This window comes from Rathayibacter iranicus NCPPB 2253 = VKM Ac-1602 (genome assembly GCF_003149025.1).
Taxonomy (GTDB): domain Bacteria; phylum Actinomycetota; class Actinomycetes; order Actinomycetales; family Microbacteriaceae; genus Rathayibacter; species Rathayibacter iranicus.
Genome location: NZ_QGDV01000001.1, coordinates 296,724 through 321,057 on the forward strand (window position 1 = coordinate 296,724; position 24,334 = coordinate 321,057).

Genomic DNA, 24,334 nt, shown 5'->3' on the forward strand with positions numbered 1-24,334 from the left:
GGAATGACGGCCGGGCACTACGCGATCCTCGTCGAACGGATCGAAAACGAATCCATCTGGCAGTGGCGCCGAGGGCGGCCACTGCGACTCTTGCTCGCAGTGGAGCGCTGCAGGTCACTCTTCTCGACTATGGCCACAACGTCTCCGAGCAGTCGATAGCCAATTTCGTCGGCGTCAATCAGTCGACCGTTTCGCGAATGATCGCGCTTGTTGAAGCAATGCTCAATGTCGTGACCGACTGTCCGACGCAGTGTCGAGACTCGCCGTAGCGAAGGGCCCAAGGAACTCGCCGCAGATCCGCCGACGGCGCATCGGGCGCCCACAGCGGCGGCGTCGACGGTTCATAGCGTACACATAGGAAACTCCCGATACTGGAGTCATGAGCACCTCTGTCCCCTCGAAGCACCTCGCCCCCGCGCAGCGTACCCGCCTCAAGCGGGCCGACGGGACGCCCATCCGCGTCCTCGTGGTCGATGACGAGAGCACGCTGACCGACCTGCTCCAGATGGCGCTGCGCTACGAGGGCTGGGAGGTGCGCACGGCCGCCGAGGGCCGCGCCGCGATCACGATCACCCGCGAGTTCCGGCCGGATGTCATCGTGCTCGACGTGATGCTCCCCGACATCGACGGACTCCAGGTGCTCCAGCGGGTGCGTGCGGACGGCAGCGAGACCCCGGTGCTCTTCCTCACCGCGAAAGATGCGCTCGATGATCGCATCGCCGGGCTCACCGCGGGCGGTGACGACTACGTGACCAAGCCGTTCTCGCTCGAGGAGCTGGTTGCTCGAATGCGCGGCCTCATCCGCCGCAGCACCCTGCTCGCGAGCGACGCCGACGATCCCGAGGTGGTGGTCGGCGACCTGGTGCTCAACGAGGACAGCCACGAGGTGCGCCGCGGAACCGATGAGATCGAGCTGACCGCGACCGAGTTCGAGCTGTTGCGTTTCCTGATGCGCAACCCGCGCCGAGTGCTGAGCAAGGCGCAGATTCTCGACCGGGTCTGGTCATACGACTTTGGCGGCAAGTCGAGCGTGGTCGAGATCTACGTCTCGTACCTGCGCAAGAAGATCGATGCCGGACGCTCGCCGATGATCCACACCGTGCGCGGCGCCGGCTACCTGCTCAAGCCCGCCGACCAGTGACCCTCGGCGGCCGCCCCGCGTTCGGCGATTTCGCGACCCGCTCCGCGCTGCGGCGCTCCCGCGGCGGTCGGCGTGCCCCGTGGACGCTGCGACGCCGGATGGTCGTCGCCGTGGTCCTGCTCGTCGCGGTGACGGCGGGGATCGTCGGCGCGGTCAGCGTGCTCTCGCTGCGGGGCATCCTCTACGAGAGCACGGGCGTCCAGCTGCGGGAGTCGATCCAGCGATTGCGGGCGTTCGACGGCCCGGGAGGATTCGCCGGGCCGAGCGCGATCGAACGCGCTACGTCGTGCCCGAGTGGATCTTTCGGCAATGGACCGAGCCAGAATCTCAGCACCATCACGGCGGTGCAGGCACTCGACGGCTCCTTCGTTGGCGCGTACATCGACGCGGCCGACGTGTGCCGGCAGTTCTCCGAGCCCGCCGACTCCGTCCTCAAGGCCGCAGTCACCGCCGCGGGGAACCAGGTGACTCTCGAGCTGCCGGGGAGTCTCGGGACGTACCGCGTGCAGGCGGCCGTCGTCGATGGCTCCGTCGTTGTCGTCGGCGTGCCGCTGGGCGAGGTGACCGAGACGCTCGGCTCCCTCACCTGGGTGGTCGTCGCAGTGGTGCTGCTCGCGATGCTGCTTGTGGCGCTGATCGCCACGGCGATCATCCGCGTGGCTCTGCGTCCGCTCGAGCGGGTGGAGGCGACAGCGACGCGGGTCGCCGAGCTGCCGCTGGACCGCGGTGACGTCGAGCTGGTCGAGCGGGTCCCGGAGGAGGATGCCGATACGCGCACCGAGGTCGGCCGGGTGGGTGCCGCGTTCAACCGCATGCTCGACCATGTCACCGGGGCGCTGGAGTCGCGGCAGGCGAGCGAGAACAAGGTCCGGCAGTTCGTCGCCGACGCCTCGCACGAACTCCGCACGCCGCTGTCCGCGATCCGCGGGTACGCCGAACTTCCCCGGCGCGGCGAAACCGAGCTGTCCGAGGCGGCCGCCTACTCCCTCGACCGGATCGAATCGGCCGCCACTCGGATGACCTCACTGGTCGAGGACCTGCTGCTGCTCGCCCGCCTCGATGAGGGCCGCGCCCTCGAGAAGGAGTCGGTCGACCTGACGCTGCTGTTGATCGAGGCCGTCTCGGATGCTCACGCCGCCGGACCTGACCACGAATGGGACCTCGAACTGCCGGAGGAGCCGATCGAGATCCGCGGCGACGGCTTCCGGCTGCACCAGGTGGTCGCGAATGTGCTGCGAAACGCTGCCGTGCACACTCCGCCCGGCACCCGCGTGGTGGCGGCGCTGGTGAAGGAGCGGTCCGAGGGTCGGGCGATCGCAGTCGTGACGATCACCGACTCCGGCCCGGGCATCGCACCGGAGTTAGTGCCGGTTCTGTTCGAGCGGTTCGCTCGCGGCGACTCGTCCCGGGCGCGGACGACCGGATCCACAGGGCTCGGGCTGGCGATCGTGGCGGCCGTGGTCGACGCGCACGGCGGGCGGGTACTTGTGGAGTCGACGCCGGGGCGGACGAGCTTCCGCGTGGAGCTACCGGCGGACTGAGCGGCTGGCGTGCGATTCGCAGGAGTCGGTGCGATTCGCAGGACCGACGTGCGATCTGCAGGGGCTGGTGCGATCTGCAGGGGATCCGCGCCCGGAGCCTCATCCTGCGGGTGATCAGCCTCCGGACGTGGCCGATCCCCTGCGAATCGCACCGACCCCTGCGAATCGCACCGACCCCTGCGAATCGCACCGACTCCTGCGAATCGCACCGGGTCCTGCGAATCGCACGCCGGCCGCTACACCGAGACGCCCAGTCGGCGGCGCGCGTCGTCGAGCGTCCGCACCACCTGCACCACCTCGTCGAGCGGGTGCAGCGGCGACTCAGTGCGCCCCTCGGTCACGTACTCGGCGACATGCAGCGCCTCCCAGGCCAGGCCCTCGCCGCCCTGCAGCGGCGATTCGTCTGTCCAGGACGCGCTCTCGGCGTCGCGGGTGAGCGTGATACCGCTGGGGGTCCAGAACGACGGGTGCACGTCGATCCGCCCCTCGCTGCCCGCGACGCTCGCCGCATGACGGGTAGTGGCCAGCACGGTCGACGTGGACACTGACTGCACGCCGTGGGCGTGGCTGCCGACTATCGTCGCGGTGGCATCGACGCCCGTCGAGGTCAGGCTGCCCGCGACCACCGTGCTCCGCGGAGTCCCAGCGACCATCGAGACGAAGGAGGAGGCGTACACGCCGACGTCCAGCAGACCGCCGCCGGCGAGCGCCGGGTCGAAGATGCGACTGGCCGGGTCGAACTCGAAGGCCGCGCCGAAGTCGGCCGAGACTAGCGCCGTCGCGCCGATCGCCCCGTCTGCGAGCAGCTGCCGAACGACGTCCATGTGCGGGAGGTAACGCATCCACATGGCCTCCATTGCAAAGACTCCGGCGTCGCGGGCGGCGTGCACAATCATCTCGGCCTCGCCCGGAGTCGGCGCGAACGGCTTCTCGACCAGGATGTGCTTGCCCGCCGCGATGGCGAGCAGCGCCTGCCGGGCGTGCTCGGAGTGTGGCGACGCGATGTAGACGACGTCGACCTGCGGATCGTCGACGACGGCCTCGTAGCCGGCCGACGCTCGCTCGATCCCGAAGCGACTCGCGAAGCGCTCGGCCCGCTCGAGCGAGCGAGAGCCGACGGCGACGACTCGCTGCCGCGTGTGCTTCTGCAGTGCCTCCACGAACGAGGTCGCGATAGAGCCCGGGGCAATCACCCCCCAGCGCAGAACGGGGGAGTCAAGGAGGGAGGGGAGCCGAGGTTCGGGGAGCGTCAGTGCCATGCATCCACGCTAAAGCTCTGCGGCCGCGCGGAGCGAGGGGTGCGCCCAACGTTCCTTGGGCGTGACGGCACGCGCCGTCGCGGGCAGAGGAGGGCGTCATGCCCGAGCACTACACCCTGGGCATCGTCGCCCTCGGGATCGTGTTACCTCGACCACGTTCTGGCTGCTCCCGTGAGATGCCTCTTCGGTACGCGACTCGCGAGGCGTACCGAAAGGCATCTCGCGGCGGAGATCTAGCCGACACGTGGCGGAAACATGCGGGGTTTAGGTTCCTGAAAGGGTTCACACTCAGTTCGGAGGTTTAGACGCCGACGGTGGCCCGTCCGTCACTCCTCGACAAGGAAGAACTCCGATTGAGATCTCGAATCGCCTTCGCCTCCGGATGCGCAGCGTTTGCGCTCGCCGCCGGCGGACTGCTGGTCGCGCCGCCCGCGACCGCCACGACCACAGCCGCCACGACCACCGCCGCGGACTACAGCCGCGTCGACCTCGTCAGACCTCCCTCGGCGCCGATCACGGTCCCTGCCAGCTACCCGCTGCAGACCCCGCTGACCGAGGTGCCCACTGACCCCACCGACGCATCGCTCCTGCGCGGAGTCACTCCCTACGACGCCATCGCGCCGCAGCTCAACGCGCTCGCCGCCCGCTCCGACCGTGTCTCGACGCAGGTCGTCGGGAAGTCCGGCCTCGGCCGCGACATCTACCTGGTGACCGTCACCGCTCCCGAGACTGCGGCCGAGACTGCCCAGCAGACCGAGTGGCGCGACCGTCTCAAGTACGAGCCCGCCGCCGCTGCCGCCGACGCCGAGTTGATGGCCGGCTACAAGGTACCGGTGTGGTTCAACGGCAATATCCACGGCAACGAGTGGGAGGGGAGCGACGCGATCCTTGACTACATCGAGGGCGTCGCCACCGCCGAGGACGCCGAAACCGAGGCCCTGCTGGAGGGCAACCGCCTCTACTTCACCGTCACCAACAACCCGGACGGCCGGGCCCTGGGCCAGCGCGCGGTCGCGGCGGGCTACGACCCCAACCGCGACATGATCACCGGAGCCACCAGCGAGGCGGCCGTGATCCGCGACCTCTCCAGCGTGCTTCAGCCCACCTACTTCATCGACATCCACGGCTACACCGGGATCCTCCAGGTCGAGCCCTGCGGTCCGCCGCACGGTGAGAATTACGAGTACGACCTCTTCCTCCCGCACGCCTACGCGACCGCGCTCGAAATCGAGCGCCGCGTCGTCGAGGCCGACGTGCCCGGCAACACCTACCTCGCCGAGGACGGTAGTGCCACGACCGACAACACCGGCAAGATCCTGATCCCCTACCGCGACATTCGCGCGGGCTGGGACGACTGGCCGCCCATCTTCGCTCCGCAGTACGTCGCCTTCCAGGGCGCAATCACCAATACGGTGGAGCTGCCGCTCGGCCGCACGCCCAACGAGACTCCGGAGGAGATCGCCGAGGGTCAGGCCAACGCCGACATCGATATTGAGGTCGCTGGGATCGTCATGGACGCCTCCGTCGACTACATTGACGCGAACCGCGACGCCCTGTTGAGCAACCAGGTCGCGATCTTCGAGCGCGGTGTCACCGGGGCTCCCGCCGTCGACATCCCCGCCGATGTCTCCGCGGCTGATCTACCCAGCGGTATGCCGTCCGAGTGGACCGAGATCTGGGACGAGACGGACGTCTACACGACCGAGTATCCGCGTGCCTACGTCATCCCCGTCGACGGCACGCAGCGCTCCGTCTCCGATGCCGAGACCCTCGTCGCGCAGCTCCTCGCCCACGGCGTCGAGGTCTCGCGCACCACGGCTGCGACGAGTGTCGGAGGAGTGTCCTACCCCGCGGGCACCTACCTGGTCGACATGCACCAGTCGGTGCGTGGGCTGGCGAACGTCCTGCTCGCCGAGGGCAGCGACATCTCGAGCCGCGTGCCTGAGATGTACGACGTCTCGGCGTGGAGCCTGTCGCTCCTGTGGGGCGCCGACGTGCAGGCGATTGGTTCGACCACCGACCCGCTCCCGACTGTCAGCCTGGAGCCGGTGACCGCAATCGCGCCGACCGGCTCCGTTCCCACGGGTGCCGACTACCTGGCCTTCGAGCCGCGCGGCGTCGTGGAGTACCAGGCCGTCAACGCGCTGTTGGCCGACGGAGTCGCGCTTGAGCAGTTCGAGGACGGCACCGTCGCCCTCCGCGCCGACGCTGCGGGACTGGCCGCCGCCGAGGAAGCCGCCGCCGTCTTCGGCATCGACTTCATCGCGACCACCGCCGAGCGTGTGCGCGCCGAGGACGGGAAGGCGCTCGATGCACTCCGCGTCGCCTATTCCGGCACGCACGAGGACCGCGACGCACTGGCCAAGCTCGGCTTCGCCGACGTGGTCGTCGTCGCTCCCGACACCCTCACCTCGGGCACCGCCAGCCTCGAGGGCGCCGACGTGCTCTACGTCGGACGCGCGCTCTCCTTCACTCCGGAGCAGGCTGCGGGCCGAACCGTTGTCGAGGAGTTCCTCGCGGCCGGCGGCGACGTCGTCGGCCGTGGCGGCGCAGGAGCGGCGTTCGTCGCCGACTTCGGCCTCGCGACGCTCACCGCGCAGACCGGCACCCAGAGTTCCAACGGCATCGTCTCGGTCGAGACGCCGGCCGATGGCGTCCTCGGCGACTACGCGCAGGACACCGCGTTCGTCTCGCCGGCACTGTGGTTTGCAGGCTTCGACGAGTCCGTCGCAGTCGAGCAGAGCTACGCCGCCGAGGACACGTTCGTCGCCGGGCACTGGGTCGACTCGGAGGGACAGTCCAGGAGTGACGCGGCCGGGAAGGCCTCGGCCGTCTCGTTCTCGACACAGTCGGGCACAGAGGCGTTCCTCTTCGGCACGTCGCCGGTGTTCCGCAACCACCCGGTCGGCGCGTTCAGTGACGTGGCTCGGGCGCTGCTAGCGGTGGCGCCGGAGGGCGCGGCCGTCGAGGTGCCGGGGGCCCCGGAGCCGACTCCGACGCCGGGGCCGACGGTCTCGCCGGAGCCGACTGCGGCTCCGGAGCCGACGGCCTCGCCGGGGCCGACTGCGGCTCCTGAGCCGACCGTCTCGCCTGAGCCGACCGTCTCGCCTGAGCCGACTGCGGCTCCGACCGTTTCGCCGGGGCCGACCGTGAGCCCCGCGCCAACCGCCACGGCCGCGCCCATCACCGCGCCGACTCAACCCGGCGGCCTCGCCTCGACCGGAGTCGAGGCTGGCTCGTGGCTGCTGCTCTCGGGAGGCGCGCTCGCTCTCGGGCTCGGCGCCCTGCTGATCGCCCGCAGCCGCCGCCAGGCCGACCGCGCATAACGCTCGACGCGGGGAGGGATCGGGTGCACGCCGCCCGGTCCCTCCCCGTCCCGTCCGTCCCCAGGAGGACCGATGCCGTCCCGCTCCACCCGCACCGCCGGGATCGTTCTCGCCGTTCTCGGCGTCGTCGCCGTCGTCGTGGCGATCGTGTTCCTCGTCCGCCCGGCGGGCCCGGATGCGTCGCCCGCCGCGTCGTCGCCGTCCGCCTCCGCAGCACCCGCCACCTCTGCCCCGGCTACCTCTGCCCCGGCTACCTCTGCTCCGGCTACCTCTGTCCCGGCCACCGCAGCGACGACCGAGAGTTCGGCCACAGCCGCTTCTTCGTCCGCTGCCCCGGACCCCAGCGCCGCCTCGACCACCGCGGCCTCCGACGCGCCGCCCGCCGCCGCGGCCCCCACCGTCCTCTCCTTTGCCGCCGCCTCCGTCGACTGCGCCGGCGACCGCACCGCCACCGTCCCCGTGTCCCTCTCCTGGGAGACGAGCGGGGGCGTCTCCGCCCGCCTCGCCACCGGCACCACCGATGCAGCCGACGGCACCCCCGTCTCTCTCGCCGCTTCCGCCTACTCCGCCGTCTCGGTCGACTGCCGCGACTCCGAGACCCTGATTACCCTCGCTGTCCTCTCCGCCGCCGGCACCCTCACCCAGCGCACCCTCATCATCCAAGCCCCCTAACCCCCGCCTCTGTGCCCGTCCCCTCTTCCCCCTCCGCGAGACGCCTCTTAGGCACGCGACGCGCCGAAGCAGGCGTATCCAAGAGGTATCTCGCGGAGGAGGGTGGGCCCGCACGGCAGAATGGGGACGATGACTGCCACACTGCCCCCGCTCGGCCTTCTCCTCGACGTCGACGGCCCCATCGCCAGCCCCGTCACGCGCACTATCTCGATCCCCGCGATCGCGGACGACCTCGTCGCCCTCGCCAATGCTGGAATCCCGATCGTCTTCAACACTGGCCGCTCCGACGCCTTCCTGCGCGAACGCGTGCTGCCCGCCCTCCTAGAGCGCGGTGTCTCCGCCGACGCGCGCATCGTCTGCATCTGCGAGAAGGGCGCCGTCTGGTTCACCGTCGACTACCGCGGCACCTCGGAGCCGATCGTCGACGAGTCACTCGCGATCCCCGAACCGGTCGTCCGCGACCTCGAGCGGATGATCCGCTCCGACTACGACGATCTGGTCTTCTTCGACGAGACCAAGCGTGCGATGGTCTCGGCGGAGCAGCTGGTCGACCTGGCGAACGAGGACTATCTCGAGCGCCAGCTCGTCTTCGACGCCGATGCTCTGCAGATCATGACCGCGGCGGGTCTCGGAGTCGAGCGGCGCGGCATCCGCTACCCGAACGAAGAGGGGATGGTCACCTTCCGGATCGACCCGACCGTCATCTCGACCGATATCGAGTCGAACCGGGTCGGCAAGGATCTCGGCGCCCAGCGCGCCGTCGAACTCCTCGGCGCGACCGGCGCAATCCCGCAGCGCTGGCGCACCGTCGGCGACTCCCGGACCGACTACGCGATGGCCGACTGGCTGTTCGAGCACGCGTACGACGTCGCCCACGTCGATGTGCGGCCCGCCGAGGGCGTCCCCGAGAAGCCGTACCCGGTGCTCGTCGTCGACGGAGCCGTCAACGACACGGCCGGCGCCGCGGCACTGCGCCGCTGGACCGAACTGGTCGCCGATGAGACGACTCCCGAGGTCGGCGACGGCATCTCGCTCCACTCCCGCGACTGATTCGCCACCCCTCCCCGGGCGTCGGGCGGATCGTTAGCGTTCGGGCATGAGAATCGCAGTCACCGGTGGATCCGGCAAGCTCGGCCGCAGCGTCGTCACCCGTCTCCGCGGCTCCGGGCACGAGGTCTTCAATCTGGACCGCACGGGGGATCGCGGTGCGGGCTTCGTCCGCATCGACATCACCGACTACGGCCAGGTGGTCGACGCCCTGCAGGGAGTCGGCGACCAGTACGACGGAGTCGACGCGCTCGTGCACCTCGCCGCGATCCCGGCGCCGGGCATCGTGCCCGACGTGGCCACCTTCCACAACAACATGATCGCCACGTTCAATGCGTTTCATGGAGCGATCCGCGCCGGCATCCGCACCATCGTCTATGCCTCCAGCGAGACGGTGCTCGGCCTGCCTTTCGACGTCCCGCCGCCCTACATCCCGGTCGACGAGCAGTACCCGGCGCGTCCCGAGTCGGTCTACTCGCTGACCAAGCACCTGGAGGAGCAGCTGGCGATCGAGCTCTGCCGCTGGCACCCGGACCTGAAGATTATGGGCCTGCGCTTCTCGAACGTGATGGACGAGTCGGATTACGCCGCATTCCCGTCGTTCGACTCCGATGCGACGCTGCGCAAGTGGAACCTGTGGGGCTACATCGACGGCCGTGACGGTGCGCAGGCGGTCGAGAAGGCGCTCCTGGCCGAGACGACGGGGTTCGACCGCTTCATCATCGCGGCAGCTGACACGGTCATGACCCGACCCAACGCTGAGCTGGTCGCCGAGGTCTTCCCGGGCGTCGAGCTGCGTGGAGACCTCGGAGTCAACGACACGCTTCTCTCCATCGACCACGCCCGCACGGTACTCGGCTACGCACCCGAGCACTCCTGGCGCGACTCCCGCCGACCCTAACCGCCCGGCTGGCATAAACACCTCCGGCTCGCCGAATCCGCGGATTCAGCGAGCCGGAGGTCATCTCATGAGCACAAAGGTCAACTCGGGATCATGTTAAAGGTGTCCGGGTCCGGACCGGTGCGGTGGCCGCGGTCGAGCGCCGTGATGTCGGTCATTGCTTCGTCGTCGAGTTCGAAGTCGAAGAGCGCGAAGTTCTCCTCCACGCGTGCACGCGTGACCGACTTCGGGAAGACGATGTCGCCGCGCTGGATGTGCCAGCGGAGGACAACCTGCGCGGGGCTGCGGTCGACGTTGCGCGCGATGCGTGTGATGGTGTCGTCCTCGAGTACGAGGCCCTGCGCGATGGGCGACCAGGCTTCGGTCGCGATGCCGTGTTCGGTGCCGTAGGCGCGGAGTTCCTGCTGCACGAGGTACGGGTGCACCTCAATCTGGTTCACGGCCGGGACGATGGTGGCCTCGGCGCGAAGCCGGTTGAGGTGGTTGGTCTGGAAGTTGGAGACGCCGATCGCCTTCGCCTTGCCGCTGCGGTAGATCTCCTCCATCGCCTTCCAGGTCTCGACGTAGTCGCCGACATTCGGCAGCGGCCAATGGATGAGGAAGAGGTCGACATAGTCGAACTTCAGCTCGCCGAGGGTGGTGTCGATCGCGGCAAGCGCGTCCTCGCGGGCGTGGAAGCCATTGTTCAGCTTGCTCGTGACGAAGACGTCGGAGCGGTCGAGTCCGGAGGCGCGCACTGCCTCACCGACGCCCGCTTCGTTGCCGTACATCTCAGCCGTGTCGATGTGGCGGTAGCCGACCTCGAGGGCGGCGAGGGTCGCCTCCTTGGTCTCGGCGGGGTCGATCTGGAAGACGCCGAAGCCCAGCTGCGGGATCTCGATGCCGTTGTTCAGGGTAATCGTGGGGACAGTTTTGGTCTCGTTGCTCATACTCGAGTCACGTCCTTTCGTGGGGTCGGCGGCGCAGTGAAGCCGCGCCGTCGTCTTTCCAGTCCATCGCTCCCACCGCCCTGCATCAACCCCTTGCGGAGGCTTCCCCCCGGTGAGGGTGGCACGGGTGGTAGAAGGAGGGTGGGGACGACGAAGGCCCCCGGCGCAGAGTGCCGAGGGCCTTCGAAGCGCGCAGCTTACGCGCGGGACTTGCGGCCGGTGATAGCGCCGTAGATAAGGAGGACGACGATCGCTCCGACAACGGAGACGATGATGCTCACGATGTTGATGCCGTTCACGGCGTCCTGAATGCCGAAGAGCGTGCTGAGGAACCCGCCGAGCAGAGCGCCGATGATTCCGAGGACGATGGTAATAATCCATCCGCCGCCCTGCTTGCCCGGGAGGATGAGCTTGGCGAGCGCCCCGGCGATAAGGCCGAGGATGATCCAGCTGATGATGCCCATGATATTTCTCCTTCGTAGTGTGCTCGACCGGCCGTTCCGATGCGAGCGAGGACGCCGGACAGGCCGGCGTCAGTAGAGCGGTGGTCAGCGGAGGGAGCGCTGCACCTTGTCGCGTGCCTTGCCGACGATTGCGGTGAGCTGTTTCGCCTCGCGCTTCGAAGTCTTTTTGAGCTTCTTGCGCGTCTTCTTCGTGGCCGGGTCGTTCCACACGCCGAGCGCGAGATGGCGGAGTTCTTCGTAGCGGCCGCGGCCGGCGCGGGCGCCGAACACATACGCGACGAAGGCGACCAATGCCAGCAGGACGAGGCGGGGATTCATGCGGTGACCCTTCCGTCGGAGAGCACAGAGCCGTGCTCGACACCTATTTGACTCTCCTGCGCAACGCGTGACAAACCGGGCCCCGACCATTGACACGACCCCCTCTTATCGTGTTCCGCGTGCGCGTATAGCCGATTCAGACGGAGGAGGACGTCGTCTCAGCCGAGAAGCGAGCGTGCAGATATCCGCCGTATCCGCCCTCGACGCGATTGTCCCGGCGGCCCGACGTCACCACCTCGCCGCGATCCGTCGCTCCGACCCTGGCGCCGCTGGCCCGCAGCCGTTCGACGAGCAGCACGTCCTCGTGTACCAGCTCCGCGCCGAATCCGCCGACCGCGAGATAGGCGCTGGCGCGCACCCCGAGATTCGCCCCGTGGATGCTCCCGACCGCCTCCTCCCGCGCCCGCACATCGCGCCAGCGCGCGTAGGCCTCGGGAGAGAGGTCGGCCGCGTCGGGTCGCACCGTGCCGAGGAGGGCGTCCCAGTGCCGGGCGTGCTCAATGTGCGCGGCCAGCCACTCCGACGGCACCACCGTGTCGGCGTCGGTGTTGGCGATCCAGACGCGTTCGGCGGGAGCGGAGACGGAGTCGAGCAGACGGGCGATTCCGGCGGAGCGGGCGGCGCCGACGCCGCAGCGTTCGAGTTCCAGCACCTCAGCGCCGGCCGTGTGAGCGCGCGTAACGGTCGCGTCGGTGCAGCCGTCGGCCGCGACGAGGACTCGCACGGGGAGTCCGGGAGCGGTTCGCCCGAGAGAGACGACGCTGGCCTGAATCGAGGCGATCAGCCCGCCAATCCGCTCCTGCTCGTCGTGAGCCGGCACAACGACGATCACCTGCTCGACGTGGCTCACACGAGCCCCGTCCGGCGGGCGACCGAGCGGGGGTCGCGGGCGTGGACGTCGAGCAGCAGGTCCTCCTCCTCGTGCCGCGCGAGCCGGTGCAGTCCCAATTCGGCCACGGCCGCCTGCACAGCGTCGCCGTCCAGCTCCAGCCCCTCGATCGGGTGGCGCCAGTGCACCGTGACCAGTTCTCCGGAGGGAGCGAGGCTCTCCCGGATGCTGTGCAGCACGCTCGCCAGCGCGGTCGGCCGGAGGTAGTAACCGACCTCCGAGAGCACGACGAGGTCGAAGGGACCTTCCGGGACGCCGGAGGTGATGTCGTGGTGCTCGACCCGCACATGCTCGAGCGGTGCCAGGCGGCGGGCCGCCCGCTCGACGGCCGCGGCTGAGAAGTCGAGAGCGAGAAGGCGGTCGGCGCGGTCGGCGAGTGCCTCAGCCAGCACCCCGATCGACGCTCCGATCTCGAGCACCGACCCGTAGCGCTGCTCGGGGAGGCTCGCCAGCGTCAGAGCGCGCTTGCGCTGCTCATACCAGCGGCTCGTGTATCCCCAGGGGTCCTCGTGCCGCGCATACAGCTCATCGAAGTAGCTCATCCGATCCTTACCAGCCGATCCTTACCAGTCGGTCGTCTCCCGCGAAGGTGCGCAGGAAGAGCGGATGCAGTACCGACCCCGTCCCGTCGGGTGCCGGCCGCGTCTGGCTCAGATAGCAGGCGCGTGCCCGCCGGGTCCGCTCGCGCAGCTCGTCGTCGAGCCGGACGCGGACGAGCGCGTCCCACGGTACCTCGGGGTCGTCCGGCTCGGCCCAGTGCCACAACCAGATCGGTGCCGCCAGCAGCGGATGACCGAGGTCCTGCGCGACCTCCGCGCAGACGTCGCCGATGATCCGGTGGTCACGGTGCCCGTCGCCGACCCAGGTCGAGAGGAGCAGGACCGAGCCGGAAGCCTCTGCCACACGTTCGCGCACCTCGCGTTCGATTCGCTCGCGGTGCTCGGGGGTGGCGGAGTCCGGCAGGTCGAGGAAGGTGAGCCCGATGCCCGACCCCAGCTGTTCGAGTGCCGCCGCAGCCTCACATCGGCGCTCTGCGGCGAGTGCGGCGTCGGATCCGCCGTTCGAGGCCGCTCCGTCGGTCACGATCACGACGTCGACTGGAATGCCGTGCCGTCGGGCGAGCGCGATTGTGCCACCGCAGCCCAGCGTCTCGTCGTCGGCATGGGCGACGACCACGACGAGGCGCTCGATCCCGCGCGGCAGTGTCAGCTCTGGGAGGTGCTCGCGACGTCCGTCGGCGCTCCACCGCTCGATGGGAGTGCCTTCGAGACGTCCGTCGAACGGCCGGCTCACCAGGCTGCCGTTTCGCCGGAGGCGAGCACGGAGCAACCGAGAGCCGCATCGTCGCGCTCGGCGTGGTGCTGGCGCACGTAGAGCGCGAGATCGGCGACCCGCTTGGCGTGCTCGGCATCAAGGGCCAGCGGAGCGGGGCCGAGGGCCCGGCCCGCACGCAGGAGAATCTCCTCCACCGCTCCCGCGACGCTCGCCCGGACTCGCTTGGCCAGCAGCGATCCCCGCGCACCGTCGGCGTCGCCCGCGTCGATAGCCGAGGCTGCCTCGTCGAGCGCGCGTCGCGACGCCGAGAGTGCGGTGTCGATGGCGCCCAAGTGCGCGAGCAGGTGCGGGTCCTCGCGTCGGGCAGCCGCGGTAGCGACAGCGGCGGCGACGCCGAGCGCCCCGCCGTGCCAGCAGGCGGCGACGCCGATCCCGCCCCACGCGAAGCCGGGCCGCGACAGGTACCAGCCGACCTCGCCCACGGGCTCAGCGCGGGCACCAGAGAAGCGGACCGGGCCGCTCGGCACTTCCATAAGGCCACGGGCGTGCCAGGCGCCTGCCTCCGGTGCCGCCGTGCCCTCGCGCAGTGGCACCGCGAAGAGGCGGCGCTCACCGGAGGCGTCAGCGACGTGCGCGGTGACCAGAGCCGCGTCGAGGCGGTCGGCGAGGGAGCACCACGGCTTCACTCCGTCGAGCAGCCAGTGGCCGTCCCGCTCCCGCGCGACGAGCGGATCGTCGCCTCCCTCAGCCGCAAACACACCCCACGTTGCCTCGGCGGCGAGCCCGGACCCGGTTGGCGTGAGCCCCGCCTCGCCGAGGATCGCGAGCGCATCGAGGTGCGGCTCGAGCGCCCGGGCGACGCCGAGGTCGTGCCGTGCTAGCCGACGCAGCAGGGCATGTAGCTGCGCGGTCCGCCCCGTTCCAGGCAGCGGAGCGTCGGCGTTGAGGGTCCGAGCGAGGGCGAGTGCGCCGTCGATGTTGTCGGGGAGAGTGGCGGAGGCGGAGCGTTGCAAGTCCATCGACTTCGAAACTACGCAGTCGGACGGGCCCCGTCCGCCGATTGTCCCCGGTCTTGGGGGATGCTAGGCGTCAGATGTCGAGGGCGTTGATCCGGTGCAGTAGAGAGGCGAAGAGTTCGACGTCGATGAGGTCCCAGCGGCGCAACTCCTCGTGCATCAGCGCCTTGCTCGAGCTGCGGACTTCGCGGAGCTTCCGTGCCGTCTCGGGCGTCACCGAGAGGATGGTGGCGCGGCCGTCCCGGGGATCGGGAGTCCTGGCGAGCAAGCCCAGCCGGTCCAGCGCGGTGATTTGGCGGCTCAGGGCGGACTTGTCCATCTCGAGCAGCTCCGCCAGAGCGCCGGAGTGCACGGGACCGCACCGCTCGAGCGCCGAGAGTGTCTTGTAGCCAAGGGGTGTGAGTTCCGGATGCAGGCGCTCGGCGTTGGAGCGCATCGCCGCGCGGACGCGATTGAACAAAGTGCTCAGTTCAGCCTCCACTGAGGCGATGGCGGAGTCAGCGCCGCGGGGCAAGGACGAGGACGGACCGGTCATGCCTCCAGCATCGCGCCTGCTGACCCTCCGGCTCGACTGGCTCTCCGGCTCGACTTGCGCCCGCGTGCCGCGACGACGTATTCTGTCCGAAGCCAAAGACCGCCGGTTTCCGGTGTGCGCACGAGCAGGGCCCCGGCCCCGTGAATCGCCACCGGACGAAGGATTCGCGAAGCGAATGGCCCGCGCAGGTGCAAGAGATTCTGTCCGCGATCATCGCGTCTCCCGAAGCTCCGTGCCCCTGTGCCGGAGCTTTTTTCTTTTCCTGCTTTCGGGCTACCGGCACGAGAATTCACAGGAGTAGCCATGGCGAACAAGGAAGCCTCGGTTGCCGAACTCACGGAGAAGTTCCAGAGTTCGACGGCTGTTCTGCTGACCGAGTACCGCGGTCTCACCGTTGCGCAGCTGAAGACGCTGCGCACAGACATCAGTGAGCACGCAACCTACGCGGTGGTGAAGAACACGCTGACCAAGATCGCGGCGAACAACGCCGGGATCTCGTCTTTCGACGACGAGCTCGCCGGCCCCTCGGCCATCGCGTTCGTGCACGGCGACCCTGTCGCCGTCGCCAAGTCGTTGCGTGCCTTCGCCAAGGCAAACCCTCTCCTCGTGGTCAAGGGCGGTTACTTCGACGGTAACCCGCTGACCGCAGAAGAGGTGGGCAAGCTCGCCGACCTCGAGTCCCGCGAAGTTCTGCTCGGCAAGCTCGCCGGCGTCTTCAAGGCCTCGCTGTTCGGTGCCGCATATCTGTTCAACGCACCGCTGTCCAAGGCCGTTCGCACGGTCGAGGCGCTGCGCGAGAAGCAGGAGTCCGCGAGCTGACCTTTTCCCTTTCCGGGAGGCAGGACGCACGCGGTTTGTAGACAAAGAAAACAAGGAGAAAAATCATGGCAAAGCTCACGCAGGACGAGCTCATCGAGGCCTTCAAGGAGCTCACGCTCATCGAGCTCTCGGAGTTCGTTAAGAAGTTCGAAGAGGTCTTCGAGGTCACCGCTGCTGCTCCCGTCGCGGTCGCCGCGGCCGGCGGCGGCGCCGCTGCCCCCGCCGAGGAGGTCGAGGAGCAGATCGAGTTCGACGTCGTGCTCGAGGCCGCCGGCGACAAGAAGATCCAGGTCATCAAGGAGGTCCGCGCGCTCACCAGCCTCGGCCTCGGCGAGGCGAAGGCTGTCGTGGACGGCGCCCCCAAGGCTGTCCTCGAGGCCGTCAACAAGGAGGCCGCCGAGAAGGCTAAGGCTCAGCTCGAGGCTGCCGGCGCGACCGTCACCGTCAAGTAAGTCCCCTGTTGCAGGGCGTCATCTCTTCGGAGGTGGCGCCCTGCGTCATTTCTGCGCCGCTCCCGATTGCGTGCCTGGTCGCGCCCCTAGGATCGGACCGTGACTGCACCCGATCCGCTGGCCGGGCTCCCCGCTCGCGATATTTCGCCGAGCGAGATCTCGCTCAGTGAACTCCTGAGCGACTTCGTGTCGGTGACCCATCGGATCACCCGGCTCGCCGCGCGGGCCACCGGCAATCAGGAGTCACACGCCGTCTGGCGCACGCTCTCGGTCCTGCTTTCGATGGGGCCGATGCGCCTGGGCGAGTTGGCCGTGCAGAGTCGCGTTTCGCAGCCAACGATGACCAAGATCGTGAAGAATCTGGTCGGCTCCGGCTGGCTCGACCGCGTCGTCGATCCGGCGGACGCCCGCGCGTGGCAGATCCGCCTCACTCCCGTCGGCGCACAGGCGCTGGAAGCCTGGCGCACCGACCTGGGCGAGGCGCTCACACCCCTCTTTGCCGACCTCACTCCGGCCGACCGCTACGTCCTCGAGCGCGCCGTCGAGATCATGCACGAGCGCCTCGTCGTCGGCCCGAGCGCCTGATCCAGCCGCGACTGATCCGTAAAAGGCGCGCCTCCGGGGGCGCGGCGTTCGATGGGTTCATTCACACCGTTACCACCGCACGGGGCCACACTGGTCGAGTGCAGATGCGACTCGAACTCGTTCCCCTCCCCGTCACCGACGTCGACCGCTCCGTCGCCTTCTACACAGAGGTCGTTGGCTTCCACCTCGACCACGATGTGCGCCCCTCCGCCACGATGCGCGTCGTGCAGCTCACTCCGCCCGGCTCGGCCTGCTCGATCGTCGTGGGGGCCGGGATGGGTCCCGGGCCTGAGGAGGGAGTCGTCCGGTCCCTGCACCTTGTCATCGACGACATCGCGGCCGCTCGAGCAGAACTGGCGGCCCGCTCGCTTGAGGTCAGTGAGATACAAAACCTCGGCGGGGTGCAGTACGCCTATTTCGCCGACCCAGACGGCAACACCTGGGCATTACAGCAGATCGTCGCGACGGCTGCGCCCGCTCGAACTGCATCCGCCTGAATTGCATCCGCCGAAACTCAGTCCTCGGGCCAGCGAGTTCGAACGTCCACGTCGGAGTGCTTGCGCAGTCAGGCGGCGATGAACGGGCAGTGTGGCACGACCGTTCCACCTCACAGCGGGACCGCTCTGCGACGTTGCGGACGGTGGGCTCTTGGAGTCGCTCATGCTCCGATTCTCGCGCCGCGCGGTGCCGAGGTGCTCGTGCGGATGACGAGGGAAGCGGGGATCAGTGTGTGCCTGGCCGGGGGAGGGGACTCGCCGCGCGAAAGGGCCGCCAAAGCGTCCAAAACGAGGGCGACGGAGAGTTCGCCCTGCTGCTGCGGGTCCTGGCGGATCGAGCTCAATCCGAACAACTCTGCGAGCGGATGGTCGTCAATCCCGATGATCGACACGTCCTCGGGCACCGAGAGGCCGAGTTCGCGGGCGGCCAGGATGATGCCAATGGCGATCTCGTCGGAGGCAGCAAAGATCGCGGTCGGGCGGCTCCGCGGGTCGCCAAGCACCTGCCTCCCAGCGCGGTGCCCGCCCGGAATGTCGAACGTGGTGGACACGACGGCATGCTCGCCGGCCGTCAACCCTGCCGCGGCGAGGGCCTGGTGGAAGCCGTCGCGACGCTTGGTGTGGACTCGGAAGTCCATCTCCTCCTCCGCAAGACCCCCGATGTGGACAAGGCGCTCGTGCCCGAGCGAGAGCAGATGTTCCGTCGCGAGGCGGGCCGCGGCGACGTCGTCGATGCTGAAGGTCGGGATGCCGGGCAACTCACCGCCGATTCCGACGATCGGCTTGCCCAGCGCGAGCAGCGCCTCCGTCTCGTGCGGTGAGATCTCGAGGGTGACCGCGACGATCGCATCGACGCGCTTGCGGACGAGGTAGTACTCGAAGACGCTGCGGCGGGCGTCGAGATGCTTGTCGATGTTGTAGAGGAGGAGGTCGTAGCCGGCCGCGAGCAGTGCGCGCTCGATCCCCTCGATGATCCCGGCGAAGAACCACTGGTTGATGACGGGGATGATCACCGCAACGTTGTTGCTGCGCCCGGTCACGAGACTCGAGGCATTGGCCGAGACGACGTAGCCCAGGCTCGTCGCCGCGCGCTGCACCCGCTGCTTCGCCCCGGCAGAGACGTAGCCCCGTCCGCTGAGCGCGCGCGAGACGGTTGCCTTCGACACTCCAGCGAGTTCGGCCACCTCTTCGATGCCTGTCACGGCGTTCCTCCCGCCCGTCCGGCGTCGATGCTGGAAACGGTTCCAGGAAGTTATACCCCGCCGCGTGCCCGAGCGCCCACGCGAGATCGATCTCCGATCGTGTGCGGTTGAAGAAAACAGCGGGTCGACGCCGAATCGTTATCTCAGAGAGCGCTCTATCGGCCGCGTTGTGCTTTCATCGTATTTGTGGAAAGGTTTCCCCCCGTGGGAGCCCACCCACACGACATCGGCGATCCGCCTGGAGTTCCTCCTGGCGTCGCCTGCACCAGCACCCGAGTTGTCGCGGCACGCATGTCGAGCCGCTCCCGCCCCCCGACCACCGTCGGCGGGGAGCGGCTCCCTCGGCTGGTTCATCACTCAATGAGGAGGAAGAATGCGGTCATCCCTGCACCGCCGTATCACCGTTCCGGTCGCCGTTCTGGCGGCTGCCGGCATCGCACTGGCAGGCTGTTCCAGCAGCAGTGATCCCAACGACCCGAACGCCGGCGGCGGCAGCTCTGCCGGCAGCGTCGGCACCGCCGACGGCGTCGTCAACGTCTACGGCACGATCAACGGTGACGAGGCCACCCTTCTCGAGCAGTCCTGGGCGGACTGGGAGAAGCAGAACAACATCGAGATCAAGTACACCGGTGACAAGGAGTTTGAGAAGCAGATCGGCATCAAGGTCCAGGGTGGCGACACCCCCGACCTCGCGATCTTCCCCCAGCCGGGTCTGCTCGCCGACACCGTCGCCTCGGGCAAGGTGCAGAAGCTCCCTGAGGGCGCTGTCGCCAACGTGAAGCAGAACTGGTCGGAGGACTGGCAGAAGTACGGCCAGGTCGACGGCACCCAGTACGGCGCGCCACTGATGGCGTCCGTCAAGGGCTACATCTGGTACTCGCCGGCGAAGTTCAAGGAGTGGGGCGTCTCCGTTCCCAAGACCTGGGACGAGATGCAGGCGCTCGGCAAGACGATCGCCGAGAAGACCGGCGGACCCTCCTGGTGCGCGGGCTTCAACTCGGGCGAGGCCTCGGGCTGGCCCGGCACCGACTGGATCGAGGACGCTGTCCTCCGCGAGGCCGGCGCCGACACCTACGACTCTTGGGTCGCCGGTAAGACGAAGTTCACCGACCCGAAGATCAAGGCGGCCTTCGACTCGGTCGGCTCGATCCTGCGCGACCCGACCCTCGTCAACGCCGGCTACGGCGACGTGAAGTCGATCAACTCCACCGCGTTCGGCGACGTCGCCCAGAACATGGCGAACGGCACCTGTGCGCTGACGCACCAGGCCTCGTTCTTCGAGGGCTTCCTCACGTCCGCGGGCGCGAAGGTGGCGGAAGACGGCGACGTGTGGGCCTTCCTCACCCCGCCGGTCAAAGCCAGTGACCCCCAGGCCGTCACCGGTGGTGGCGAGATGGTCGCCGCCTTCTCGAACGACGCTGACACCGCGAAGGTCCAGGAGTACCTCTCGAGCGCTGACTGGGCGAACAGCCGCGTCAAGCTCGGCGGCGTCATCTCTGCGAACAAGGGTCTCGACCCGGCCAACGCGGGCAGTGACGTGCTGAAGGACTCGATCGCGATCCTGCAAAACCCGGACACGACGTTCCGCTTCGACGCCTCCGACCTGATGCCGAAGGCTGTCGGCTCCGACAGCTTCTTCAAGGGCATCGTCGACTGGATCGACGGCACGGGCACCGACCAGGCGCTCGAGGAGATCCAGGCCGGCTACACCTCCTAGCAGTCCGGCGGAGGGACGCGGTTCCCCGGAATCCCGGCCCTCCGACCACGCCTCGTCCCGGCGGATCCGCAGCAGCGGTCCCGCCGGGATGAGGCTTCCGCTGAGTTCAGAGTCGCACTCGAAAGGACGTTCATGTCCCCCATCACCATCTCGGGGTTCTTCAAATGGCTGGCCGGACTCCCGCCGCTGGCGCAGATCCCGCTCATCCTCCTGGCCTTCGCCGCCGTGGTGGCGCTCATCCTCTTCTTCGTCGAGGTGGCCCCCCGACGCGGCACCGGCTATACGGTCCTCCGCCTCGCGGTCGCCGTTGTCCTCCCGGTCGTCCTCCTGTTCGTCTTCGGCCTGTACAGTTCCGTCCTCTGGGTCGCGGTCGTCGCGGCGGTTCTCGGCGGTGCTCTGTTCCTGCTCGATTTCCGGTCCCGCAAAGGCGCGGGCTACGGACTCCAGTTGGCCGCGTTCATGGCGCCGGCCGCGTTCTTCATCCTGATCGGCCTGATCTACCCGACGATCACCACCGCCTTCAACGCGTTCATGAAGAACGACGGCTCGGGTTTTGCCGGTCTCGATAACTTCATCTGGGTCTTCACCAGTCCCGACGGCATCACTGCCTTCCTCAACACGGTCGTCTGGGTGCTGCTGGCGCCCATCACCGCGACCGCTATCGGACTCGCCTACGCCGTCTTCATCGACAAGAGCCGCGGCGAGAAGTTCTTCAAGCTGTTGGTCTTCATGCCGATGGCGATCTCGTTCGTCGGTGCGTCGATCATCTTCAAGTTCTTCTACGACGTGCGACAGGGCGAGCAGATCGGTCTGCTCAATGGTGTCCTCACCGCCTTCGGTGCCTCGCCGGTCGACTGGCTGGGACTCGAGCCGTGGAACACGCTGTTCCTCGTCGTCGTCCTGATCTGGACCCAAGCTGGGTTCGCCATGACGGTCCTGTCCGCCGCCATCAAGGGCGTCCCGACCGAACAGCTCGAAGCGGCCTCGCTCGACGGCACTTCGGCCTGGCAGTCGTTCTGGAGCGTCACCGTTCCCGGCATCCGCTCCTCCATCGTGGTCGTCCTCACGACAATCTCGATTGCCTCCCTCAAGGTCTTCGACATCGTCTCGGCGATGACCGGCGGCCGCTCCGATACCACGGTCCTGGCCTTCGAGATGGTCCGCCAGTTCCAGCTCGGCGCCCGCAGCGGCTACAGCGCGGCCCTCGCGGTCATCCTGTTCCTGCTCGTGCTCCCGATCGTCGTCTACAACGCCCGCCAGCTCGCCAAGCAGAGGGAGATCCGATGAGCGCCACGCCCACTCCGATCCAGGTCCCGGTCGATCGCACCACCGAACGGCGCCTCCTGCGCGGGGAGTCCCGCATCGAGACGGCGAGCGGCAAGCTCAAGAAGGCGACGACGTCACGCGGAGCCACGCTGGCGGCGCTGATCATCGCGGTCATCTGGACCGTGCCGACACTCGGCCTGTTTATCTCGTCGTTCCGTCCCGCGAACGACATCAAGACCACCGGCTGGTGGACGATCTTCGCTAACCCTGGCTTCACCCTCGACAACTACGCGAACGCCCTGAACTCGGGGGACAGCCTCACCCTCGGCAAGGCTTTCGTGAACTCGCTGGTCATCACGCTGCCGGCTGCGCTAATCCCGATCACGATCGCGAGCCTCGCCGCCTACGCTTTCGCGTGGATTGACTTCAAGGGCCGCAATACGGTGTTCGTCCTTGTCTTCTCGCTCCAGATCGTGCCCATCCAGATGGCGCTCGTGCCCCTGCTGCAGCTGTTCTCGGACGGCCTGCGTATCGGCGGGCTCTACATCCTTCCCGGCCTCGGCGTGAACGGGTTGGACGGCTCCTACGCCAAGGTGTGGATTGCGCATACGATCTTCGCCCTCCCGCTCGCGATCTTCATGCTGCACAACTTCATCTCGGAAATCCCGGGCGAAGTCATCGAGGCGGCACGCGTTGACGGAGCAGGTCACGGGCAAATCTTCTTCCGCATTGTGCTACCCCTCGCGGTACCGGCGATCGCCTCCTTCGGCATCTTCCAATTCCTCTGGGTGTGGAACGACCTGCTGGTGGCAACGGTGTTTACCTCGGGTGCGGGATTGCCGATCACAAAGGCACTCCAGGACCTCACCGGGTCGTATGGACAATCGTGGGAGCTGCTCACGGCCGGCGCCTTCATCTCGATCATCGTGCCGCTCATCGTGTTCTTCTCGCTCCAGAGGTTCTTTGTCCGCGGCCTCCTCGCCGGCGCCACCAAGGGCTGACGATTCGCGGTGCCGCCATCTGCGGCGTTGTCGTCGTCGGCAGTAGCTCCGCTACAGCTCTCCTCCTCCGCCTTGCAGCTGACGGCACCGCGAATCGTCAGAAGCTTGGAAGGGAGTGGGGAGCACGGACGAAGGCCCGGGTCCTGCTCGCGCAGGACCCGGGCCTTCGTCGTGGGGGCGACCTCGACCTTGGTGACAGCCCATCGGAGCGCGGATCCGAGCAGGACACTGCTGAGGCTCACGTGCGAATGTCGGGGGTGCGTGTCACCATGACTACACGGTTCCCACCCTTGAGGTACTCACGCTTCCCGAGATCAGCACTCGCCTCGCTGCACTTGAGGCACGCGCAGGCGCTTCGGCCGATGAGCTGCGCCAGCGCGCCGACCGGTACGAGCTGTCTCAGGAGGGGCAAGCAATTTTGCGCAAGCTCGAGGACCTGGCCTACCTGCGAGAGCATGCCGAGCGTTGACGCTGGCCGCCAGTCCGACGGGGGCTTCGAGGAAAAGGTCTTCGACTTCGTGCTGGAAATTATGGAGATGCTCGCGAAGATCATTCCCAATGGACTCGTCGGTCTAGAGAGCAGCGTGGTTCGAACGCGCGGTGGCGGTGTCGCAGTCACAGTTGAGGCGACCGAGGAACTTGGGCTTCGTCTGGACATCGACGACAGAGAGACGTTCCGCCTCATCGTCCAGTATCGGCTGGTGCTGAGTCCGGTGAGCCACCTCGTCTCGGTAGAGCGCTCGACGTTCAAAGTGAACGTTGTGGGCTCGGCCCGGCCACTCTTCACAGTCGACTATCTCCGAGAAAGCGGTAGCGACATTCCCGCGGCGCACTATAACGTGCATGCCGAGCGACAAGACATGACCGACGCGCTCGCGGCTACAGGTGCCCGACGTCGCGGAAAAATACACCAGAAGCGCCGAGCGAAAGGTGACACGCCGAGATTTGGCGACGTGCACTTCCCAACTGGTGGCCATCGGTTTCGGCCATGTCTGGAGGACGTGCTCGAGATGATGATGATCGAGTTCGGTATCGACATTCTTGATGGCGCGGGCGCTGCGCTTCACCAGGGCCGCCTCCGGTGGCGCAAGCGTCAGCTCGCCGCAGCGGTATCCGATGACCCGATGACCGCCGCTGCAGAATTGGAGCGGCTTGGATTCGACGTCAATCCGCGTAATGGCGCCACAATGCCTCCGCGCCTTGATCGGCTCACTGCTCTCTGACGTCATCGACTGTAACCTCCCCGGAATGGCCGGCTGACAATTCCCATACGGAACGTAGAACGGACAGGCAATGGCCAGCGTTTCAACGACTCGCGGACACATGATGTGGAAGCGACCGCTGAAGGCCCCGTCCGCTACGGAACAGTCGGGACGGGCAGCAATCGCCTCGGCGTCTCGGCTCGCGGTCGCTCATGCCGTGGTTGCAGAGGATGATGAGCGCATAGCGTTCGCCGTCGCGCAGGCGGTCATCGCCAGGAAC

The 24,334-nt window shown here is 67.9% G+C and carries 24 protein-coding genes; 14 read left to right on the forward strand and 10 right to left on the reverse strand.

What is annotated here, in order from left to right:
* Positions 1 to 379 precede the first annotated feature (379 nt).
* Both B0H03_RS01480 and B0H03_RS01485 read left to right on the forward strand, forming a co-directional pair.
* Positions 380 to 1,141 (forward strand): response regulator transcription factor, encoded by a 762-nt coding sequence (locus tag B0H03_RS01480; protein ID WP_104266366.1) that lies wholly within the window; start codon positions 380 to 382, stop codon positions 1,139 to 1,141.
* The gene (locus B0H03_RS01485; RefSeq protein ID WP_219814987.1) at positions 1,138 to 2,682 is read left to right on the forward strand and encodes a sensor histidine kinase; all 1,545 of its coding nucleotides are present in this window, start codon (positions 1,138 to 1,140) and stop codon (positions 2,680 to 2,682) included. The genes B0H03_RS01480 and B0H03_RS01485 overlap by 4 nt, the downstream gene beginning before the upstream one ends.
* Before the next feature lie 236 nt (positions 2,683 to 2,918).
* Here the strand turns inward: B0H03_RS01485 and B0H03_RS01490 are convergent, their stop codons facing one another.
* Entirely contained in the window at positions 2,919 to 3,941 is a 1,023-nt protein-coding gene (locus tag B0H03_RS01490; protein ID WP_104266367.1) for a Gfo/Idh/MocA family protein, read from the reverse strand.
* Positions 3,942 to 4,294: 353 nt separating this feature from the next.
* On the opposite strand from B0H03_RS01490, the gene B0H03_RS01495 reads away from it, so the two are divergent.
* The 4 genes from B0H03_RS01495 (at position 4,295) to B0H03_RS01510 (ending at position 9,887) form a co-directional block, all read left to right on the forward strand.
* Positions 4,295 to 7,267, forward strand: coding sequence for a M14 family zinc carboxypeptidase (locus B0H03_RS01495; protein WP_160487203.1), 2,973 nt, complete (start codon positions 4,295 to 4,297; stop codon positions 7,265 to 7,267).
* 72 nt (positions 7,268 to 7,339) lie between these two features.
* Complete coding sequence (locus B0H03_RS01500) at positions 7,340 to 7,939, forward strand: hypothetical protein (protein WP_104266369.1); 600 nt, start codon at positions 7,340 to 7,342, stop codon at positions 7,937 to 7,939.
* 129 nt (positions 7,940 to 8,068) lie between these two features.
* On the forward strand, positions 8,069 to 8,989 hold the full coding sequence (locus B0H03_RS01505) for an HAD family hydrolase (RefSeq protein WP_181075093.1): 921 nt from the start codon (positions 8,069 to 8,071) through the stop codon (positions 8,987 to 8,989).
* 46 nt (positions 8,990 to 9,035) lie between these two features.
* On the forward strand, positions 9,036 to 9,887 hold the full coding sequence (locus tag B0H03_RS01510; protein WP_104266371.1) for an NAD-dependent epimerase/dehydratase family protein: 852 nt from the start codon (positions 9,036 to 9,038) through the stop codon (positions 9,885 to 9,887).
* 80 nt (positions 9,888 to 9,967) lie between these two features.
* Here B0H03_RS01510 and B0H03_RS01515 read toward each other — a convergent pair whose 3' ends face one another.
* From B0H03_RS01515 to B0H03_RS01550, 8 genes are all read right to left on the reverse strand, one after another.
* Positions 9,968 to 10,816 carry an aldo/keto reductase gene (locus tag B0H03_RS01515; protein WP_104266372.1) on the reverse strand — a complete coding sequence of 283 codons (849 nt, stop codon included), beginning with the start codon at positions 10,814 to 10,816 and terminating at the stop codon, positions 9,968 to 9,970.
* Positions 10,817 to 11,013: 197 nt separating this feature from the next.
* Entirely contained in the window at positions 11,014 to 11,280 is a 267-nt protein-coding gene (locus tag B0H03_RS01520; protein WP_104266373.1) for a GlsB/YeaQ/YmgE family stress response membrane protein, read from the reverse strand.
* 84 nt (positions 11,281 to 11,364) lie between these two features.
* Positions 11,365 to 11,598, reverse strand: coding sequence for a hypothetical protein (locus tag B0H03_RS01525; RefSeq protein WP_104266374.1), 234 nt, complete (start codon positions 11,596 to 11,598; stop codon positions 11,365 to 11,367).
* Positions 11,599 to 11,734: 136 nt separating this feature from the next.
* Positions 11,735 to 12,448 carry a glycosyltransferase family 2 protein gene (locus B0H03_RS01530; protein WP_160487204.1) on the reverse strand — a complete coding sequence of 238 codons (714 nt, stop codon included), beginning with the start codon at positions 12,446 to 12,448 and terminating at the stop codon, positions 11,735 to 11,737.
* A complete protein-coding gene (locus tag B0H03_RS01535) occupies positions 12,445 to 13,029 on the reverse strand; it encodes a class I SAM-dependent DNA methyltransferase (protein WP_104266376.1) in 585 nt (194 codons plus the stop codon). The genes B0H03_RS01530 and B0H03_RS01535 overlap by 4 nt, the downstream gene beginning before the upstream one ends.
* A gap of 7 nt (positions 13,030 to 13,036) precedes the next feature.
* Complete coding sequence (locus tag B0H03_RS01540) at positions 13,037 to 13,780, reverse strand: PIG-L deacetylase family protein (protein WP_160487205.1); 744 nt, start codon at positions 13,778 to 13,780, stop codon at positions 13,037 to 13,039.
* Complete coding sequence (locus tag B0H03_RS01545; protein WP_104266378.1) at positions 13,777 to 14,781, reverse strand: acyl-CoA dehydrogenase family protein; 1,005 nt, start codon at positions 14,779 to 14,781, stop codon at positions 13,777 to 13,779. Before B0H03_RS01545 ends, B0H03_RS01540 begins: the two co-directional genes overlap by 4 nt.
* A 70-nt stretch (positions 14,782 to 14,851) precedes the next feature.
* Positions 14,852 to 15,313 carry a MarR family winged helix-turn-helix transcriptional regulator gene (locus B0H03_RS01550; RefSeq protein WP_104266379.1) on the reverse strand — a complete coding sequence of 154 codons (462 nt, stop codon included), beginning with the start codon at positions 15,311 to 15,313 and terminating at the stop codon, positions 14,852 to 14,854.
* Between the two features lie 303 nt (positions 15,314 to 15,616).
* On the opposite strand from B0H03_RS01550, the gene rplJ reads away from it, so the two are divergent.
* From rplJ to B0H03_RS01570, 4 genes are all read left to right on the forward strand, one after another.
* Entirely contained in the window at positions 15,617 to 16,132 is a 516-nt protein-coding gene (gene rplJ / locus B0H03_RS01555) for a 50S ribosomal protein L10 (protein WP_104266380.1), read from the forward strand.
* A gap of 65 nt (positions 16,133 to 16,197) precedes the next feature.
* Positions 16,198 to 16,584, forward strand: a complete 387-nt coding sequence (rplL, locus tag B0H03_RS01560; protein ID WP_104266381.1) for a 50S ribosomal protein L7/L12 — start codon at positions 16,198 to 16,200, stop codon at positions 16,582 to 16,584.
* 99 nt (positions 16,585 to 16,683) lie between these two features.
* Entirely contained in the window at positions 16,684 to 17,169 is a 486-nt protein-coding gene (locus B0H03_RS01565) for a MarR family winged helix-turn-helix transcriptional regulator (protein WP_241560479.1), read from the forward strand.
* A 98-nt stretch (positions 17,170 to 17,267) separates the two neighbouring features.
* Positions 17,268 to 17,666: a VOC family protein gene (locus B0H03_RS01570; protein WP_181075094.1), complete on the forward strand. Its 399-nt coding sequence runs from the start codon at positions 17,268 to 17,270 to the stop codon at positions 17,664 to 17,666.
* Between the two features lie 161 nt (positions 17,667 to 17,827).
* On the opposite strand, the gene B0H03_RS01575 is transcribed toward B0H03_RS01570, so the two are convergent.
* Positions 17,828 to 18,868, reverse strand: a complete 1,041-nt coding sequence (locus B0H03_RS01575) for a LacI family DNA-binding transcriptional regulator (protein ID WP_104266383.1) — start codon at positions 18,866 to 18,868, stop codon at positions 17,828 to 17,830.
* A 373-nt stretch (positions 18,869 to 19,241) separates the two neighbouring features.
* Here B0H03_RS01575 and B0H03_RS01580 point away from each other — a divergent pair, with 373 nt between their 5' ends.
* The 4 genes from B0H03_RS01580 (at position 19,242) to B0H03_RS01600 (ending at position 24,075) form a co-directional block, all read left to right on the forward strand.
* Positions 19,242 to 20,585 (forward strand): ABC transporter substrate-binding protein, encoded by a 1,344-nt coding sequence (locus B0H03_RS01580; protein ID WP_104266384.1) that lies wholly within the window; start codon positions 19,242 to 19,244, stop codon positions 20,583 to 20,585.
* A 132-nt stretch (positions 20,586 to 20,717) separates the two neighbouring features.
* The gene (locus B0H03_RS01585) at positions 20,718 to 21,872 is read left to right on the forward strand and encodes a carbohydrate ABC transporter permease (RefSeq protein WP_181075095.1); all 1,155 of its coding nucleotides are present in this window, start codon (positions 20,718 to 20,720) and stop codon (positions 21,870 to 21,872) included.
* A complete protein-coding gene (locus B0H03_RS01590; protein ID WP_104266385.1) occupies positions 21,869 to 22,852 on the forward strand; it encodes a carbohydrate ABC transporter permease in 984 nt (327 codons plus the stop codon). The genes B0H03_RS01585 and B0H03_RS01590 overlap by 4 nt, the downstream gene beginning before the upstream one ends.
* A 455-nt stretch (positions 22,853 to 23,307) precedes the next feature.
* Complete coding sequence (locus B0H03_RS01600) at positions 23,308 to 24,075, forward strand: hypothetical protein (RefSeq protein ID WP_104266387.1); 768 nt, start codon at positions 23,308 to 23,310, stop codon at positions 24,073 to 24,075.
* Positions 24,076 to 24,334 lie beyond the last annotated feature (259 nt).